A 15,541-nucleotide genomic window follows, 5' to 3' on the forward strand; every position below is an offset into this window, starting at 1 on the left:
GAACTTAGCCTACCAGACCATTATCTGTGCGTTTGATCGTGATGATCGATGACCGTGGTGTACCACCATCGGGCCAATTGCTGCCCGGATGCTGGATGCCGACAAACATGGTGCGCATGTCGGCTGACCATGTCAGGCCCGTTACCTCGCAACCGTTCGGGCCGGTCATAAAGCGCACGATTTCACCGGTGATCGGGTCACCAACCAGCATCTGGTTATTACCGTTCCCTGCGAAATCCTCTTCGTTGCCGTCATTGCCGTCCGTTTGAATCCAGACCAGACCGGTGGAGTCGATGGACATGCCGTCCGGTGAGTTGAATAGGTTGCCTTCATTCACGTTGGCCGAACCTGCGCGGTCGTCCGAATGTACGGTCGGGTTGCCTGCCATCACATACAGGTCCCAGTCAAAGCCGGTCGCCGCGTGATCCTCATCGGTCGGCCGCCAGCGCACGATTTGACCGTACTTGTTGGCCTCACGCGGGTTTGCCGGGTTAGCAGACGTGTCATCGCCCCCGGCGTTTGGTTTCACGCCTCGGTTCTTATTGTTTGTCAGGCAGCAGTAAGCCTCGGCCGCGACAGGGCTGGAAGCCACCCATTCCGGGCGGTCCATTGTGGTGCCGCCAGCCTCCGAGGCAGCCATACGGGTAAAGATCAGGATCTCAGCCGCGTCCATGCCGGTCGTTTCCGGTGTCAGCGGCAGCCACTCACCGCTCATGTCTTCGTTGAACTTGGCAACAAACAGGGTTCCGTCGTTTAGCAGGTTCTCGGTGTCGACACCCGGTGCATAAGCGTTGTTGGAGACGAACTTGTAGAGGTATTCGCCACGCTCATCGTCACCCATATAGACCACGACACGACCATCCGCAGCCAGCGTTACCTCGGCATTCTCATGCTTGAAACGGCCCAGACCGGTGTGTTTGACCGGAGTGCTGTCTGGCTTGGTCGGATCGATTTCAACGATCCAGCCTGCGCGGTGTGGTTCGTTCGGGTTTTTCGAGGTGTCAAAGCGCGGATCGAAGAGCTCGTAGCCGTTCCAGCTCGTTGCTTTCACGCCGTAGCGTTGAAAGCCGTCGGCGACCTTCTGGTCGTATTCCGCAGCCTCGTCGCTGGAGCCGAAGTAACCGTTGAAGTTCTCTTCACAGGTTAGGTAGGTGCCCCAAGGTGTTTTACCCGAGCCACAGTTGTTCATAGTACCCAACGAGGAGGTGCCAGTTGGGTCTGCTTCGGTCTTCAGCAGATCATGACCAGCGGCGGGGCCAACGATTTTCATCGGTGTGTTGTGATGAATACGGCGGTTGAAGGGGCTGTCTTTTACAACCGACCATCCATCGGGGCCTTCGGTGATTTCCATCACGGTGACGCCCTGCAGGTTTTGCAGCTTTAGAACATCGCCTGCGTTTGCCGGAACACCTTCATTTGCGGCGGGCAGGTTGATCTTGCGGTTGGGGTATTCGTGGTTGATCGCGATTAGCTCATGACCTTGGAAGGAGAAGGTTTCCATTCCGTCAGTGTTTTCGCCAAAGACCTTGTCCGAGTTTTCTACGGGGCCGCCCTCGGTAATGTCATAGCCGTCCGCGTCCGAAAATAGAGGGTCGCCCCAGCTCATAAGAACTTTCCAATCGTACCCCTCTGGCACATGGACGGTACCATCGGTCTGTGCCGCGATTGGAGTGAATGCAAAGCGCGAGGTGGACGCCGCTTGCACCGCTGTCGAACTCATCAGGCCTGCGCCCATTGCGGCCGCGCCAGAGCCAAAGGCTACGACACCGGCCAGGAACCCACGACGGGAGATGGCTTTTTCAACTACGCGGTCAAAGTCGTTTTTTTCGGGGCGGGGGAAGTGCAGCTCGTCCCATTCGTCGGCGGAAAGTGTGGTGGGGTCAACGTCTTTCATGGATGGCTCCTGGCTGTCTAAAAAAGTGGATGAATGCGATTTAGGATGCCTTTGTGACAGGTTCTTAACAACAACATTAATGCGAGGAAGTCATTTGTCAGGGTTAGATGGTTTGTGACGCGCTGAAGGGCGGTGGGGGGCGGCCATTGAGTTGAAGCGAACAACCTCTTGTGTATACCGCTTTGACGTATGCTGACTGGCAGGATCGTTGGTTTTGCCAAGGACCGGATGGCGCCGAGCTAGTGCGATATCCTTTGTTTCAATGGATTTGGTAGAAAAAGAATGCCTGATGAAGTGCTGAAAGCCCTGGGCGATCATGCAAAATAACACCAAATTCATTTATGAATCTGCCCCTGGATTGCGTGACATTTAGGTAAACGCTGTTTGGTCTGCGGGCTTTGGAATCGGAGCGCCAGCGAGCGCCATGCAGGGAATTTGATTTTGGGTGTCGAACGGCGCTTGACGCCACCAAACGCATCGCATAAACCGACCTGCGCTGAGCGGGCGTCGTATACTGGCTATTACCTCAGCCTTCCAAGCTGATGAAGCGGGTTCGATTCCCGCCGCCCGCTCCAAAGTCAGCCCCTAAAAACTGCGTCAAATAGCCCTCCATCGTGGCCAAATCGCCTTACGTTGCTTGACCAGGTGTCTTAGTGACGCCTAGAAGCGGTCACTCAAGTGCGATCACGATACAAGGGCCAGACATGGCAAAATCCGCTTCCGCCAGTCCAGCAAACAAACCCGCGCCTGGTGCCAGCGAAGAGCGCGCTAGATCCAAGAAGATCGGCGTGTTGGGATCGTTGTGGCCCTTTATGAAGCCGTACAAGCTGTTGATGATCGGCGCGACATTGGCGTTGGTACTGACGGCCAGCATGACGTTAACGTTGCCTTTGGCTGTCCGCCGGGTCGTTGACAATTTCCGCATCGCTGATGGCGAGCTGTTGGATTGGTACTTTCTGGCGGCTTTGGTTATCGCCGCGATTCTGGCCGTTGGAACCGGCATCCGTTATGCGCTGGTCACCAAACTGGGCGAGCGGGTCGTAGCCGATATCCGCAAGGCCGTATTCGACCGCGTCATCGGGATGAGCCCCGAGTTCTACGAACGCATCATGACCGGTGAAGTTCTGAGCCGGATTACTACTGATACGACGTTGATCCAGTCGGTTATCGGCTCTTCGGTTTCAATCGCGCTGCGTAACCTTCTGATGTTTATCGGTGGGCTGGCATTGATGCTTTTAACGTCGGCCAAGCTGACCGGCATGGTTCTTTTGCTGATCCCGATGGTGGTGGTGCCGATTCTCTTTTTGGGACGCCGTCTGCGGGTTATCAGTCGGGAAAATCAGGATTGGATTGCAGCCTCGTCGGGAAATGCCGGTGAGGCGCTGGGCGCAGTTCAGACCGTACAGGCCTTTACCCACGAACAGGCCAGCCGCAAGCAGTTCGGCGAAATGACCGAGACCTCCTATGTTGTTTCGCTCCGCCGCATTCAAACTCGGGCTATTCTGACTGTTATTGTCATTTTCCTAGTCTTCTCGGGCATCGTCGGTGTGCTTTGGATGGGTGCGAATGATGTGCGCAACGGGGTCATGACCGAAGGCGTTTTGATCCAGTTCGTTATCTATTCGATCATCATGGCCGGGTCCGTTGCCGCCCTGTCAGAAATCTGGAGCGAGTTGCAACGCGCCGCAGGTGCAACCGAACGCTTGGTCGAGTTGCTTAATGCCGAAGACACTGTCACCGACCCGTCCAAAGCCAAGTCGTTGCCAACACCTGTACGTGGGGAAATACTCTTTGACGAGGTGACCTTCAGCTATCCTTCTCGGCCCGACGTTGTTGCGCTGGATGAAATGACGCTTCGGGTCAGCCCGGGCGAGACTGTGGCCTTTGTTGGCCCGTCAGGTGCGGGCAAAACAACCGTGATTCAAATGATCCAGCGGTTCTATGATCCTGAGGCCGGGTCTGTCCGCCTGGATGGTGTAGATTTGCGCGATATTGACCGTGCCGAATTTCGCAGTCACATGGCGCTGGTCCCTCAGGACCCCGTGATTTTTGCCACGTCCGCGCGTGAAAACATCCGCTTTGGCCGCCTTGATGCAACGGATGCCGAAGTCGAAGAAGCAGCGCGTGCCGCAGCTGCGCATGACTTCATTTCCGCACTTCCAGAAGGCTATGACAGTTTTGTCGGCGAGCGTGGCGTGATGCTGTCTGGCGGTCAAAAGCAGCGCATCGCGATTGCCCGCGCCATTCTGCGAGATGCACCTGTTCTGCTGCTGGATGAGGCTACTTCGGCTCTGGACGCTGAAAGTGAACGTGCGGTGCAGGGTGCCGTCGACCAAATGCGCGCTGGCCGGACCACACTGATCGTTGCCCACCGTTTGGCGACTGTTAAAAAAGCCGACCGTATTGTGGTAATGGAGGCTGGTCGCATCGTTGCGCAGGGAACGCATGAAGACCTGGTTGCGCAGGATGGTCTCTATGCGAGACTGGCCCGTCTTCAGTTCACAGACGGTATTGCCGCAGAATAAAGTGACGCGGGGGCAATTTGTTTCACTCCGTAGCGTAATTCTACACCTTTGGGCGCTTCACCTCTAAGCCTTTCTTGAACCCGCGCGGTTTTGCTTCCATCTTGGCGATGGATACAAAACCTGTGCCGGACACGGGAGAGATAAGGGAGGAACCACATGGCGTTTGTGGGATTAGAAGACAAGGCAAGAATGGAGCAGGAGATGTCGTGGGAGGAACGCGATGTTCCTGTCACTTTCCATCAGCTTTTGTCACGGACCGCTGAAAAACACCCAAACAACAAAGCGATCAGCTTTCAGCTGTTGTCCGGCGCCACGGACAAGGCCGAGACACTCAGCTGGTCTCAGCTTTTGGGCAAGGTTAATCAGGCGGCTAACCTGTTTCGGTCCTTGGGTGTGGGTGAGAAAGACGTGGTGGCCTATGTGCTGCCTAACTGTAACGAAACACTGATCACCATGATGGGCGGTGCCGTTGCCGGTATTGTTAACCCGATCAACCCGTTGCTTGAGCCCGAGCAGATCGCTGCGATTCTGCGTGAGACGGGCGCCAAGGTTGTGGTCACGCTCAAGTCGTTTCCTAAAACCGATGTTGCGCAAAAGGTCGAAGAGGCTGTGCGCCATGCACCCAAGGTCAGCACCATTCTGGAAATCGACCTGAACCGATATCTGACGCCGCCTAAATCCTGGCTAGTGCCGTTCCTGCGTCCCAAGATGGGCGATAAGGAGCATCTGGCCCACGCGGACTACAAGAACTTCAATCAGGAACTGGCCAAGCAACCCACCACGCTGACTTTTGAAGACAGCAAGGAAGATCGCGTAGCCTGTTATTTCCATACAGGCGGCACCACGGGTATGCCCAAGGTCGCACAGCACAAGTACTCTGGGCTGATCTACAATGGCTGGCTTGGCAACACTCTGCTGTTTTCCGAAGATGACGTCATCATGTGTCCGTTGCCCATGTTCCACGTCTTTGCGGTACATGTGATTGTTATGGCGGCGGTTTCGTCCGGTGCGCACGTGGTTTTCCCGACACCGGCCGGGTATCGTGGCGATGGCGTCTTCGACAACTTCTGGAAACTGATCGAGCGTTGGAAGGTGACCTTCATTATCACCGTACCCACTGCTATTGCCGCTAAGATGCAGCGCCCGGTGGATGCGGATATCTCGTCAGTTAAAACTGCCTTTTCGGGATCGGCACCGCTGCCGGTCGAGTTGTTCCGTCGCTTTGAAGAGGCGACGGGCGTTACGATCGTCGAAGGTTACGGCCTAACCGAAGCGACCTGTCTTGTTTCCTGCAACCCGGTGGATGGCGAGAAAAAGATCGGTTCTATCGGCATCCCGTTCCCCTATACGGACGTCAAAATTCTGATGGACGGTCCGGATGGGCCAAAGGAATGTGCGTCGGATGAAATCGGAGAAATCTGCATTTCTAACCCTGGGGTCTTTGCTGGCAACACCTATACGGAGGCTGAGAAAAACGAAGGCCTGTACCACTTTGACAAGTACCTGCGCACAGGCGATCTGGGTCGGTTCGATGAGGATGGGTACCTGTGGATCACAGGGCGTGCCAAAGACCTGATCATCCGCGGTGGCCACAACATTGACCCCGCTGAAATCGAGGAAGCCTTGTTGGGTCACGATGCAGTTGCCTTTGCCGGTGCGATCGGACAACCGGATGCGTATTCTGGCGAAGTGCCCTGCGCGTTTGTTGAATTGGTCGATGGCGCCTCTGTCACTGAAAAAGAGCTTATGGAATATTGCAGCGTTCATGTTCATGAACGTGCCGCGCAGCCTAAGCACATGACCATTCTGGACGAACTGCCAAAGACCGCTGTCGGCAAAGTGTTCAAACCTGAACTCCGTAAGCAGGCGATCACGCGTATCTATAACGGTGCACTGGAAAAAGCGGGTGTTGACGCCCGGGTCGTTTCGGTGATCGATGATAAAAAGCGTGGCCTCGTTGCACAGCTTGACGCGAACGGCTCCTCGGACGACGATGTCGGCAAAGTGCTGGGATCGTTCACCCGGCCGTGGGAGTGGGCTGCCTGACCAGGAGGGACAATGGATTATGAACGTCTGATCGATGAAGAAACTTGGGCGTTCATAAGACGAACGGCAGAAAGTTACCCTGAAGATGCAGTTGATCTTACGATTCCGGACCAACGCCGTGTCTATGACGCTATGTGTCGGGACTTTCGCCAACCCCGTCCAGCTGGTGTAGAAACCCGGGACAAGTCTGCCGACGGCGTTCCCGTTCGGGTTTATACTGCCGGAGATCCAACAAGAACCGTCGTCTATATCCATGGCGGCGGTTTTGTTGTTGGCGGGTTAGACAGCCACGACGATGTCTGTGCCGAGATTTGTGCGCAGACCGGATATCGGGTTGTGTCAGTGGACTATCGCCTTTGCCCTGAACACGTTCATCCCGCACAGTTCGACGACAGTTGGACTGCCACAAATTGGGCCGCAACAGAATTCGGAGATCCTTTGATCTTGGCCGGAGACAGTGCGGGCGGCAACTTAGCGGCTGCCGTTGCACATTATGGTCGGGGTAGCCTGCAAAACGTCATGGGGCAGGTGCTTATTTATCCCGGCTTGGGTGGCGATACTTCCAAGGGCTCATACATCGAGCACGCCCATGCACCGCTATTGACGCTGGAAGATATCGTATTCTACGAAAAAGTGCGGTGTGCGGGTGACGTACCGAAAGGCGATCCAACATTCGCTCCTCTGCACGACACAGATTTCTCTGGCCTTCCGCCGACAGTCGTGGTGACCGCCGATTGCGATCCATTGCGTGACGACGGGGCGGTCTATTGTGAACAGATCACCGCTGCGGGGGGGCAGGCCCATTGGGTAAATGAGCCTGGCCTTGTGCACGGATATCTGAGAGCGCGCACAACAGTGACGCGGGCCGCAGACAGTTTCGAGCGAATTTCCGTGGCTATCGAAGCGTTGGGCCAGAAAATCTGGCCCTACGACTAATCGGCTACTTGAGGAATGGCTCAGCCTTCATTGTTTCTGCAATGGGGGCGCCCATTCGCTTTAGAATAGTGGGTGCAAGCTGAAGCTGGTCGATAACCGCATCTGGCGCAGGGCCTTCGGCTTCACCGAAATAGTACAGCGCGGTTTCCTGTTGAAGCGGACTACGACCACCGTGGTGTCCGCGCTCATCCTGCCCGTGGTCGGCGGTCACGATGACTTCGTACCCCAACTGACGCCAGCGCGGGATGAAAGGGGCCAGCATTTCGTCTGCGACGAAACAAGCGTGATCCATCTCTTCGCAATCGTGGTAGAAGCGGTGCCCCATGCTGTCCAGTGTGCAGGCATGCAGCAGGCCGTAATCCAGCCCGTGACGCAGGCACATGTTGGTCAGAGTGGCATAAAGATCCACGTCGGACGGGGTCATCTGATTGGCCTTTCCGTAGCCAGTCATAGTGTGAAACCGACCGTGATTGATCGTTTTGCTTTCCGGTTCGTCGTACTCGATGTCGCGGACGTAATCGAACGGGTGGCGGTTGAAGAACTGCGACCAATAGCTGTGGGTGACAGCTCCGGTTACGCCGTCAGCTTCACGCACCTGGCTGAAAACGTCCTTGTGGCTCAGACGAAAAACGTTGCCGTTGCCAGTGCAGCCATGCTCCTGCGGGGTCACACCTGTATGGATCGAGGCATAGCAACTAGCCGATGTGGACGGCAGCACCGCGCGCAGTTTCCATACGCGGGCTTCACCGCTGTCGACCCAGCCTTCCAGATTTCCGAACAGCCGGCGGAAGTTGCGCCACGGAACACCGTCCAGAATGATGAGGAGTAATTTGCGGTCCATGATCTGACCCTTTTCTTGAATTCATCAAGCGAACCTAGGGGATTCGTCGCGCCTTGGCTGCCTGTTCACGCCCCGAATAGCAAAATCCCGACACCTGTTTGTAACAAGTGCCGGGATTTCGAAGCTTTTCTGAGGGCAGGGATCAGTTCCCTGCGCTCTCCATCTTGCGGTGGGCGACAACCTCTTCCAGCCAACCCAGATGCATCTCGGGGACCGAGCTGAGCAGCAGGTCGGTATAGTCGTCGAACGGAGGCGTCAGCACCTCGCTCTTTGAGCCATAGCGCGCAACACGACCCTGATACATCACTGCGATGCTGTCGCTGATCGCACGGACCGTCGCCAGATCGTGGGTGATGAACAGATAGGCCACGTCCTCGATCTTCTGCAGATCCAGCAGAAGTTTGAGGATCCCGTCCGCAACCAGCGGATCCAGCGCCGAGGTGACCTCATCACAAATGATCATCTTGGGTTTGGCCGCGAGCGATCGGGCGATACACACACGCTGTTTCTGGCCACCGGAAAGTTCCGCAGGATAGCGATCGATGAACTTTTCGCCCAGTTCGATTTCATCCAGCAGTTCGACAACACGCTTGCGCTTCTCAGCCCCGCGCATGTTGAAGTAGAACTCCAACGGGCGACCGATGATCGTGCCAACGGTCTGACGCGGATTCATCGCCGTGTCAGCCATCTGATAGATCATTTGAAGCTCACGCAGGTCTTCCAGCGAACGGCCCTTTAAGTCGGGGCTCAGCTTGCGCCCGTTAAAGGTGATCTCACCATCACGCGGAGGCAGCAGGCCGGTAATCACACGCGCCAGCGTCGACTTGCCCGAGCCGGACTCACCCACAACCGCCAGCGTCTGCCCCGGATGGAGCTCGACATTGACGTTGTGCAGAACGTCGAAGTTCAAACCCTTGTAGCGCGCGGTGATGCCGTCCACGCTCAGCACCGCTTCTGGTGTGGGCTTTTTCTCTTCGTGTTCGATCGACCGCACCGAGACGAGCGCCTTGGTGTAGTCTTCCTGCGGGTTGTTGATGATCTGATCGGTGTTGCCGTATTCGACCGTGTTACCCATCCGCAGAACCATGATGTCGTCGCTCACCTGTGCCACAACCGCCAGGTCGTGGGTGATGTAAAGCGCGGCAACGCCGGTATCTGCGATGGCTTCTTTGATGGCCATTAGAACATCGATCTGAGTGGTCACGTCCAGAGCCGTAGTAGGTTCGTCGAACACCACCAGATCAGGTTCGGGGCACAGCGCCAGTGCTGTCATGCAACGCTGAAGCTGACCACCCGAAACCTGATGCGGGTAACGATCACCGATATTGTCAGGGTCAGGCAGACCCAGCTTGGCGAACAGTTCACGCGCGCGGCCTTGAGCCTCTTTGCGTGAGAATTTTTTCTGTTCGACAGCGGCCTCAATCACCTGATCCATGATCTTTTTGGCAGGGTTGAACGACGCGGCGGCGGATTGAGACACATATGTGACCTCACCCCCACGCAGCTTGCGGATATCCCCATGAGATGTCTTGAGGATATCGCGCCCGTTTACCCAGACCTCGCCACCGGTGATTTTCACACCACCCCGGCCATAGGCCATCGAGGCCAGACCGATGGTGGATTTGCCGGCACCGGATTCACCGATCAGACCCAACACCTTGCCGCGTTCGAGGTCAAAGCTGACCCCGTGCACGATTTCGATGTCATGGGGCTTTTCGCCCGGCGGATAGACGGTCGCGCCGATCTTGAGGTCGCGGACCTTGAGAAGGATATCACTCATCCCCGGCCTCCTTTCAGCGATGTGGTACGGTTCAGGATCCAGTCAGCCACCAAGTTGACCGAGATGGCCAGCGTCGCGATGGCGACAGCAGGGTACAGAGCCGCGCCGATGCCATAGACGATGCCGTCCTTGTTTTCCTTCACGATGCCACCCCAGTCAGCCAGCGGCGGTTGAACGCCAAGACCCAGGAAGGACAGGGTAGAGATGAACAGAACCATGAAGATGAACCGCAGGCCAAACTCAGCCACCAGCGGCGACAGTGCGTTAGGCAGGATTTCCCGGAAGATGATCCAGCCCCGACCTTCACCACGCAGTTTTGCGGCTTCGACGTAGTCCATCACGTTGATGTCCACTGCGACGGATCGTGACAGGCGATAGGGACGGGTGGCGTCCAGCAGGCCCATCACCAAGATCAGTATCGGAACGGTCACCGGAACAATCGCCAAGATCACAAGCGCCAAGATCAGTGTCGGAATCGACATGACCAGATCAACTGTCCGGCTGAGCACTTGGTCGGCCCAACCGCCCAGCACCGCCGCCAGCAGACCCAGCGAAGTGCCGGTGATAAAGCTGAGGATCGTCGCGGCCGCAGCAATAAAGATAGTTGTACGACCACCGTAGATCATGCGGGTCAGAAGATCGCGACCGATGTTGTCAGTTCCTAGCAGGTGCTCGGCGCTTGAAGGTTCCCAGACATCGCCGACAACTTCTGCCATGCCATAGGGCGCGATCAGCGGTGCCGCGAAGGCGATGAAAAAGTAAAGACCGGTGAAAAACAGACCGATCATGGCCGAAATAGGAATATTCTTCATCATTTCGGATGCCTCAGTCTTGGGTTGGCAAGGATCGATACAATATCGGCAACCATATTCAGTCCGATGTAGACTGCCGCAAAGACGACACCGCAGGCCAGAACGACCGGCACGTCACGCTTGGTCACCGAATCCACCAGGTACTGCCCCATGCCCGGGTAAACGAAAACCACCTCAACAACGACGACGCCCACGACCAGATAGGCCAAGTTCAGCATTACGACGTTGACGATCGGAGAAATCGCGTTGGGGAAGGCATGTCTTGCAATGACCTGAAAGTTCGACAGACCTTTCAGTTCGGCTGTTTCGATGTAAGCCGACTGCATCAGGTTCAGAATTGCAGCGCGGGTCATCCGCATCATCTGCGCCAAAACCACCAGCGTAAGCACGAAAGCAGGCAGTGCGATCGCGTTGAGTTTTTCTCCGAAGGACATCGACTCGTTGATCATGGCGAGTGAGGAAAACCAGCCCAGTTTCACCGAGATGAAGTAGATCACTACGTAACCAATCAGGAATTCCGGAATCGAAACTGTTGTCAGAGTGATGGCCGAGATCAGCTTATCCGGCCAGCGGTTACGGAACCGAACAGCCAGCAGGCCCAGAAAAATGGCAAGCGGGACGGATACGATGGCGGCGACACAGGCTAGGAACAAGGTATTCCCCAACCGTTTGCCGATGCTATCCGCGATGTCGAGTTTGTTGGTCAAAGACTGACCCAGGTCGCCCTGCAAAATGCCACCCAGCCATTCGAAATAGCGGGTCAGAGCGGGACGGTTGAGGCCCATTTCCTCGCGCAGGTTTTCCAGCGCCTCGGGGGTTGCGGATTGGCCAAGGACCGCTTGCGCCGCGTCCCCTGGAAGGGCTTCGGTGAGGCCGAAAATCAGAGCCGATGCACCGAAGAGAAGCAGGAGTCCCAGCGCAAGGCGCTGGGAAACCAGTTTGATGATAGGATGCATGATCCGTGGTTCCTATCAGGCGAACCACATCTTGCGGGACATGTTGCCGTTCATCATCTCTTGGGTCGGGTCGCTTTCCCAACCTTCCAGCTGATTGCTGACGCCCTCGACAAAGTCGTTGAACATCGGGCAGATCAGGCCGCCTTCGTCGCGGACCATCATGCCCATCTGGCTGTAGATGTCTTTACGCTTGTCGTTATCCAGTTCGGCACGCGCCGCGAACAGCATCTCGTCGAATGCCGGAACCTTGAAGCGGGTGTCGTTCCAGTCTGCGGTCGACAGATAAGCGGTCGAGTACATCTGGTCCTGTACCGGACGGCCGCCCCAGTAGGACGCACAGAATGGCTGAACGTTCCAGACCTCGGACCAGTAACCGTCGTTGGGCTCGCGTTTGATTTCCAGCGGGATACCGGCCTGAGCGGCGGTTTGCTGGAACAGGGCTGCGGCATCCACGGCACCCGGGAATGCGCCATCTGCGACGCGCAGGATGATCGGTGAGCCATCGTGACCGGACTTTTTGTAGTGCTCGGCTGCTTTTTCGATGCTGAACTCGCGCTGCGGGATCGAGCCGTCAAACAGCGGGTAGGCCGCATTGACCGGCATGTCGTTGCCAACGGTGCCATAGCCGCGCAGAACCTTGTCGACCAGTTCTTGACGATTGATCGCGTATTTCAGCGCCAGACGCAGTTCGTTCTGGTCGAACGGAGCGGTGTCACAATGCATGATGAACACATAGTGGCCACGACCCGCGGTCGAATGCACAGTCAGAGTGGGTGCGCGCCCCAGAAGATCGGCAACCTTCGGCTCGACACGGTTGATCGCGTGAACCTGTCCGGATTGAAGCGCGGCTGTACGTGCGGTCGCGTCGTTGATGACAACAACTTCTACACCGTCGAAATGCCCAAAGTCCGGGTTCCAGTGGTTAGCGAACTTTTTGTATACGTGACGTACACCGGGTTCGTTAACTTCGACCTGGTAGGGGCCGGTACCGATGCCCGCGCCGGGATCTTCCATGCCGCCATCCGGCTGAACGATCAGGTGATAGTCCGCCATCAGATAGGGCAGGTCAGCGTTTGGCTCGGACAGTGTGATTTGGAAGTTGTCGCCATCGGCCTTCATCGACTCGATGCCCTTCATGATGCCAAGGGCACCGGACTTCGAATCCTCGTTCGAGTGACGCTGCATGGTTTTCAGCACGTCCTCGCTGGTCATGGTCTTGCCGTTGTGGAATTCAACGCCCTGACGCAGTTTGAAGGTCCAGACTTTGGCGTCTGCGCTGCCTTCGACGCTTTCGGCCAAACGTGGTTCGATCGATCCGTCGGGTGCAACCTCAACCAACTGGTCACCAAACTGCTTACCGTTCTGGAACGGAACCGAGCTTGCGTAGGTTGCCGGGTCAAGCGAGTTGGTGGATTCACCGCCTTGCAGACCGAATTTCAAAACCCCACCTTTTTTAGGGCCTGCCGCGCGTGCCGCATCTGCGAACAAGGTGCTGGCCATAGCTGCGGACACACCCAGAGCTGCGGCTTTCCCCATAAATTCGCGACGGGTCAGCTTGCCAGCTGTGACCTCTTTGGTCATGTGAGTGAGTTGTTCTTTCATTCAAAGTTCTCCCAGTTGATTGGATTAGCAGCCCATTTGCGGGCTTTTTATTGACGCATGAGTCAAGTTAGGCGCAATTCGGTAGGTCGGGCAAGGACAAAAGTCCAACCGAGACCTGACCGGAATCACATTTGGTTGCGGGGTATGGTGTCCTCCGTTTCTTTCGAAAAGAGCAAGCTCTCGCCCTCAAAGGCACTTATCTTTGCCCTGAGATAGAAGTTATCGAAGTCGCTCCACATTTCACAGGACGTTTCAGTCCTAAGGTCGAGGCCGTCGCGGCTCATCTCTTGTGTCCAGTGACAATGCCCACGTGCACTTAATGGGTCATCCGGATGAATGGACCAGCGCTCAAAGGCGGTTCCGCCGTGGGTAAGGCCGTGGTGGTTATCTGCAATAAGGCCAAAGTCATCGTCGATGATCAACTGGATTTCTCCAGTGTTCATATCGGTTTCGACCCTACGAGAGTTGCTGGCGTCACGCAGCGTTGTCACGTCGCGCGGGCTTTCAGCATCCGGCGGCGGGAACGTGTACTCATCACTGTCGCCGGATGGCCGATTGGGAATCGTAAGCTCACCACCCGTCAGGTGAAGCTCGGTAGCCTCTGGTGAGGGCCAGATCAAAGGCCAGTAAGAACTGGAAATCGCGACCCGAAGACGGTGCCCCTTTGGAACACGATAGGCAATGTGATCCAGATCCAGCGTTACATCATAAGGAGTTCCGGGAATCAGCGGTTCTGGCTGCGAATGGCTGTCCCGATGAGCCAGATTCAGCACTCCATATGTGATCCGAGTCGATGCCCCATCCGGATGCACATGGTTTAACCTTACAGCGATTTGAGCCTGTGGGCGATCGGCGCTCAAACGCAGCCGAATGCTCGGGGCACCCAAAATGTCGAGATCTTGGGCCAGTGCCTCACCATCGAAACAAGCTGACAGCGCATCGTCCGCACGTTGGTCTCCGGGCATATCCGGCCCGAGCCAGATGGCGCAGTATTCACCGCCGTCCAAGCCGCAGTTTTGGGGCGAACGCACTCTGTGATCCAATGGGCCGCCCTGGCCCAATCCGCTATCCGAAAGGGGAAGGCTCAGCCCTGACAGGTGACTTGTCGCACCGCTGTCTTCAGCTACCCAGCGCCCGGGGCGTTCTTCGTACCATCGTTGTGGGCGTACTCCATTCATTAGGTATGCACGGTAGTCGGGATCGTTTTCGACTCCAGTTTTCCAACCTTTGAGCCAACGATCCCACCAGCGCAGGGCTTCTTGTAGAAATCCGATTCGCGGTTCGGGCACTGCGAAGTGGGGGTATTTGTGAACCCATGGCCCGACGATTCCTTTCACTGGGGCGTCGAGTTTTTCGACAAGTAGAGGTACGGTGTTTTTGTAAGCGTCTCCCCATCCGCCTACGGCCAGAGTTGCCGCTTGAATCGCGCTGAAATCCTCACAAACAGAACCGTGGCGCCAATAGTCGTCGCGCGTTTGATGCCGCAGCCAAACCGATGGCAGGAAGGGCTCGGCCTCAAGCCGTTGCAGCCAGGCCTCGCGCCAATCCTTGCGCAAGGCTGGGTCTGGTGCGCGCGAGGAGTAAGACCACATCGTGGCCCCCCAGCCGAGATTTTCGTTCAGCAGGCAACCACCTTTATAGTGGATATCATCCGCATAACGGTCAGCTGTCGAGCAGAGTGTGACGATGGCTTTTAGGGGGTCGGGCTGCAGGGCTGCGACCTGTAGAGCATTGAAGCCGCCCCAGCTTATTCCCATCATTCCAACTTTTCCGGTGCACCAGGGTTGTTCGGCCAGCCACTCAATCGTCGCGACCGCATCGTCCAGTTCCTGCTGCGTGTACTCGTCCTCCATCAATCCTTCGCTGTCGCCGTTTCCACGCATATCCACGCGAATACAGGCGTAACCGCGTTTGGCGAACCATGGATGGGTTAGCGCGTCACGTGTCGCCGTTCCGTCGCGTTTGCGATAGGGCAGGAACTCCAGAATGGCGGGAACAGGATCATCTTCGGCGTCTACTGGGCGCCAAACCCTTGCGGATAAACGACATCCATCGGGCATCGCGATACCCATGTCCGGATGTTCTTCAATTTCTCTTAGCGCATTGGAGGGTCGCGTCATTGCCGCAGTGTCGGTTTCTTCGCAGTTTT

The 15,541-nt window shown here is 56.5% G+C and carries 10 protein-coding genes and 1 tRNA gene; 4 read left to right on the forward strand and 7 right to left on the reverse strand.

All coding sequences use genetic code 11. From position 1 onward, the window contains the following. Positions 1 to 4: 4 nt before the first annotated feature. Positions 5 to 1,894: a PhoX family protein gene (locus ACR0EO_RS09065; protein ID WP_480689085.1), complete on the reverse strand. Its 1,890-nt coding sequence runs from the start codon at positions 1,892 to 1,894 to the stop codon at positions 5 to 7. Between the two features lie 500 nt (positions 1,895 to 2,394). Here ACR0EO_RS09065 and ACR0EO_RS09070 point away from each other — a divergent pair. From ACR0EO_RS09070 to ACR0EO_RS09085, 4 genes are all read left to right on the forward strand, one after another. Then, positions 2,395 to 2,469, forward strand: a tRNA-Gly gene (locus ACR0EO_RS09070). Between the two features lie 129 nt (positions 2,470 to 2,598). After that, entirely contained in the window at positions 2,599 to 4,419 is a 1,821-nt protein-coding gene (locus ACR0EO_RS09075; protein WP_480689087.1) for an ABC transporter transmembrane domain-containing protein, read from the forward strand. Between the two features lie 156 nt (positions 4,420 to 4,575). Continuing rightward, complete coding sequence (locus ACR0EO_RS09080; protein WP_480689089.1) at positions 4,576 to 6,465, forward strand: acyl-CoA synthetase; 1,890 nt, start codon at positions 4,576 to 4,578, stop codon at positions 6,463 to 6,465. A gap of 12 nt (positions 6,466 to 6,477) precedes the next feature. Beyond that, positions 6,478 to 7,401, forward strand: a complete 924-nt coding sequence (locus ACR0EO_RS09085) for an alpha/beta hydrolase (protein ID WP_480689091.1) — start codon at positions 6,478 to 6,480, stop codon at positions 7,399 to 7,401. A gap of 4 nt (positions 7,402 to 7,405) precedes the next feature. Here the strand turns inward: ACR0EO_RS09085 and ACR0EO_RS09090 are convergent, their stop codons facing one another. From ACR0EO_RS09090 to ACR0EO_RS09115, 6 genes are all read right to left on the reverse strand, one after another. Continuing rightward, positions 7,406 to 8,242 (reverse strand): alkaline phosphatase family protein, encoded by an 837-nt coding sequence (locus ACR0EO_RS09090; RefSeq protein WP_480689093.1) that lies wholly within the window; start codon positions 8,240 to 8,242, stop codon positions 7,406 to 7,408. Between the two features lie 142 nt (positions 8,243 to 8,384). Next, positions 8,385 to 10,022, reverse strand: coding sequence for an ABC transporter ATP-binding protein (locus ACR0EO_RS09095; protein WP_480689095.1), 1,638 nt, complete (start codon positions 10,020 to 10,022; stop codon positions 8,385 to 8,387). Next, positions 10,019 to 10,834 (reverse strand): ABC transporter permease, encoded by an 816-nt coding sequence (locus ACR0EO_RS09100; RefSeq protein WP_480689748.1) that lies wholly within the window; start codon positions 10,832 to 10,834, stop codon positions 10,019 to 10,021. The genes ACR0EO_RS09095 and ACR0EO_RS09100 overlap by 4 nt, the downstream gene beginning before the upstream one ends. Beyond that, the gene (locus ACR0EO_RS09105) at positions 10,834 to 11,790 is read right to left on the reverse strand and encodes an ABC transporter permease (RefSeq protein ID WP_480689097.1); all 957 of its coding nucleotides are present in this window, start codon (positions 11,788 to 11,790) and stop codon (positions 10,834 to 10,836) included. The genes ACR0EO_RS09100 and ACR0EO_RS09105 overlap by 1 nt, the downstream gene beginning before the upstream one ends. A 15-nt stretch (positions 11,791 to 11,805) precedes the next feature. Further along, positions 11,806 to 13,392, reverse strand: a complete 1,587-nt coding sequence (locus ACR0EO_RS09110; protein ID WP_480689099.1) for an ABC transporter substrate-binding protein — start codon at positions 13,390 to 13,392, stop codon at positions 11,806 to 11,808. 125 nt (positions 13,393 to 13,517) lie between these two features. Next, positions 13,518 to 15,512 carry a CocE/NonD family hydrolase gene (locus ACR0EO_RS09115; protein ID WP_480689101.1) on the reverse strand — a complete coding sequence of 665 codons (1,995 nt, stop codon included), beginning with the start codon at positions 15,510 to 15,512 and terminating at the stop codon, positions 13,518 to 13,520. Between the last annotated feature and the right edge of the window lie 29 nt (positions 15,513 to 15,541).

This window comes from Ruegeria sp. BE9, assembly GCF_056538765.1.

What these genes read in the sequence shown, in the direction of transcription:
- ACR0EO_RS09065 (WP_480689085.1), bottom strand. Translation starts at nt 1,894, where the DNA reads ATGAAAGACGTTGACCCCACCACACTTTCCGCCGACGAATGGGACGAG.
- ACR0EO_RS09075 (WP_480689087.1), top strand. Translation starts at nt 2,599, where the DNA reads ATGGCAAAATCCGCTTCCGCCAGTCCAGCAAACAAACCCGCGCCTGGT.
- ACR0EO_RS09080 (WP_480689089.1), top strand. Translation starts at nt 4,576, where the DNA reads ATGGCGTTTGTGGGATTAGAAGACAAGGCAAGAATGGAGCAGGAGATG.
- ACR0EO_RS09085 (WP_480689091.1), top strand. Translation starts at nt 6,478, where the DNA reads ATGGATTATGAACGTCTGATCGATGAAGAAACTTGGGCGTTCATAAGA.
- ACR0EO_RS09090 (WP_480689093.1), bottom strand. Translation starts at nt 8,242, where the DNA reads ATGGACCGCAAATTACTCCTCATCATTCTGGACGGTGTTCCGTGGCGC.
- ACR0EO_RS09095 (WP_480689095.1), bottom strand. Translation starts at nt 10,022, where the DNA reads ATGAGTGATATCCTTCTCAAGGTCCGCGACCTCAAGATCGGCGCGACC.
- ACR0EO_RS09100 (WP_480689748.1), bottom strand. Translation starts at nt 10,834, where the DNA reads ATGAAGAATATTCCTATTTCGGCCATGATCGGTCTGTTTTTCACCGGT.
- ACR0EO_RS09105 (WP_480689097.1), bottom strand. Translation starts at nt 11,790, where the DNA reads ATGCATCCTATCATCAAACTGGTTTCCCAGCGCCTTGCGCTGGGACTC.
- ACR0EO_RS09110 (WP_480689099.1), bottom strand. Translation starts at nt 13,392, where the DNA reads ATGAAAGAACAACTCACTCACATGACCAAAGAGGTCACAGCTGGCAAG.
- ACR0EO_RS09115 (WP_480689101.1), bottom strand. Translation starts at nt 15,512, where the DNA reads ATGACGCGACCCTCCAATGCGCTAAGAGAAATTGAAGAACATCCGGAC.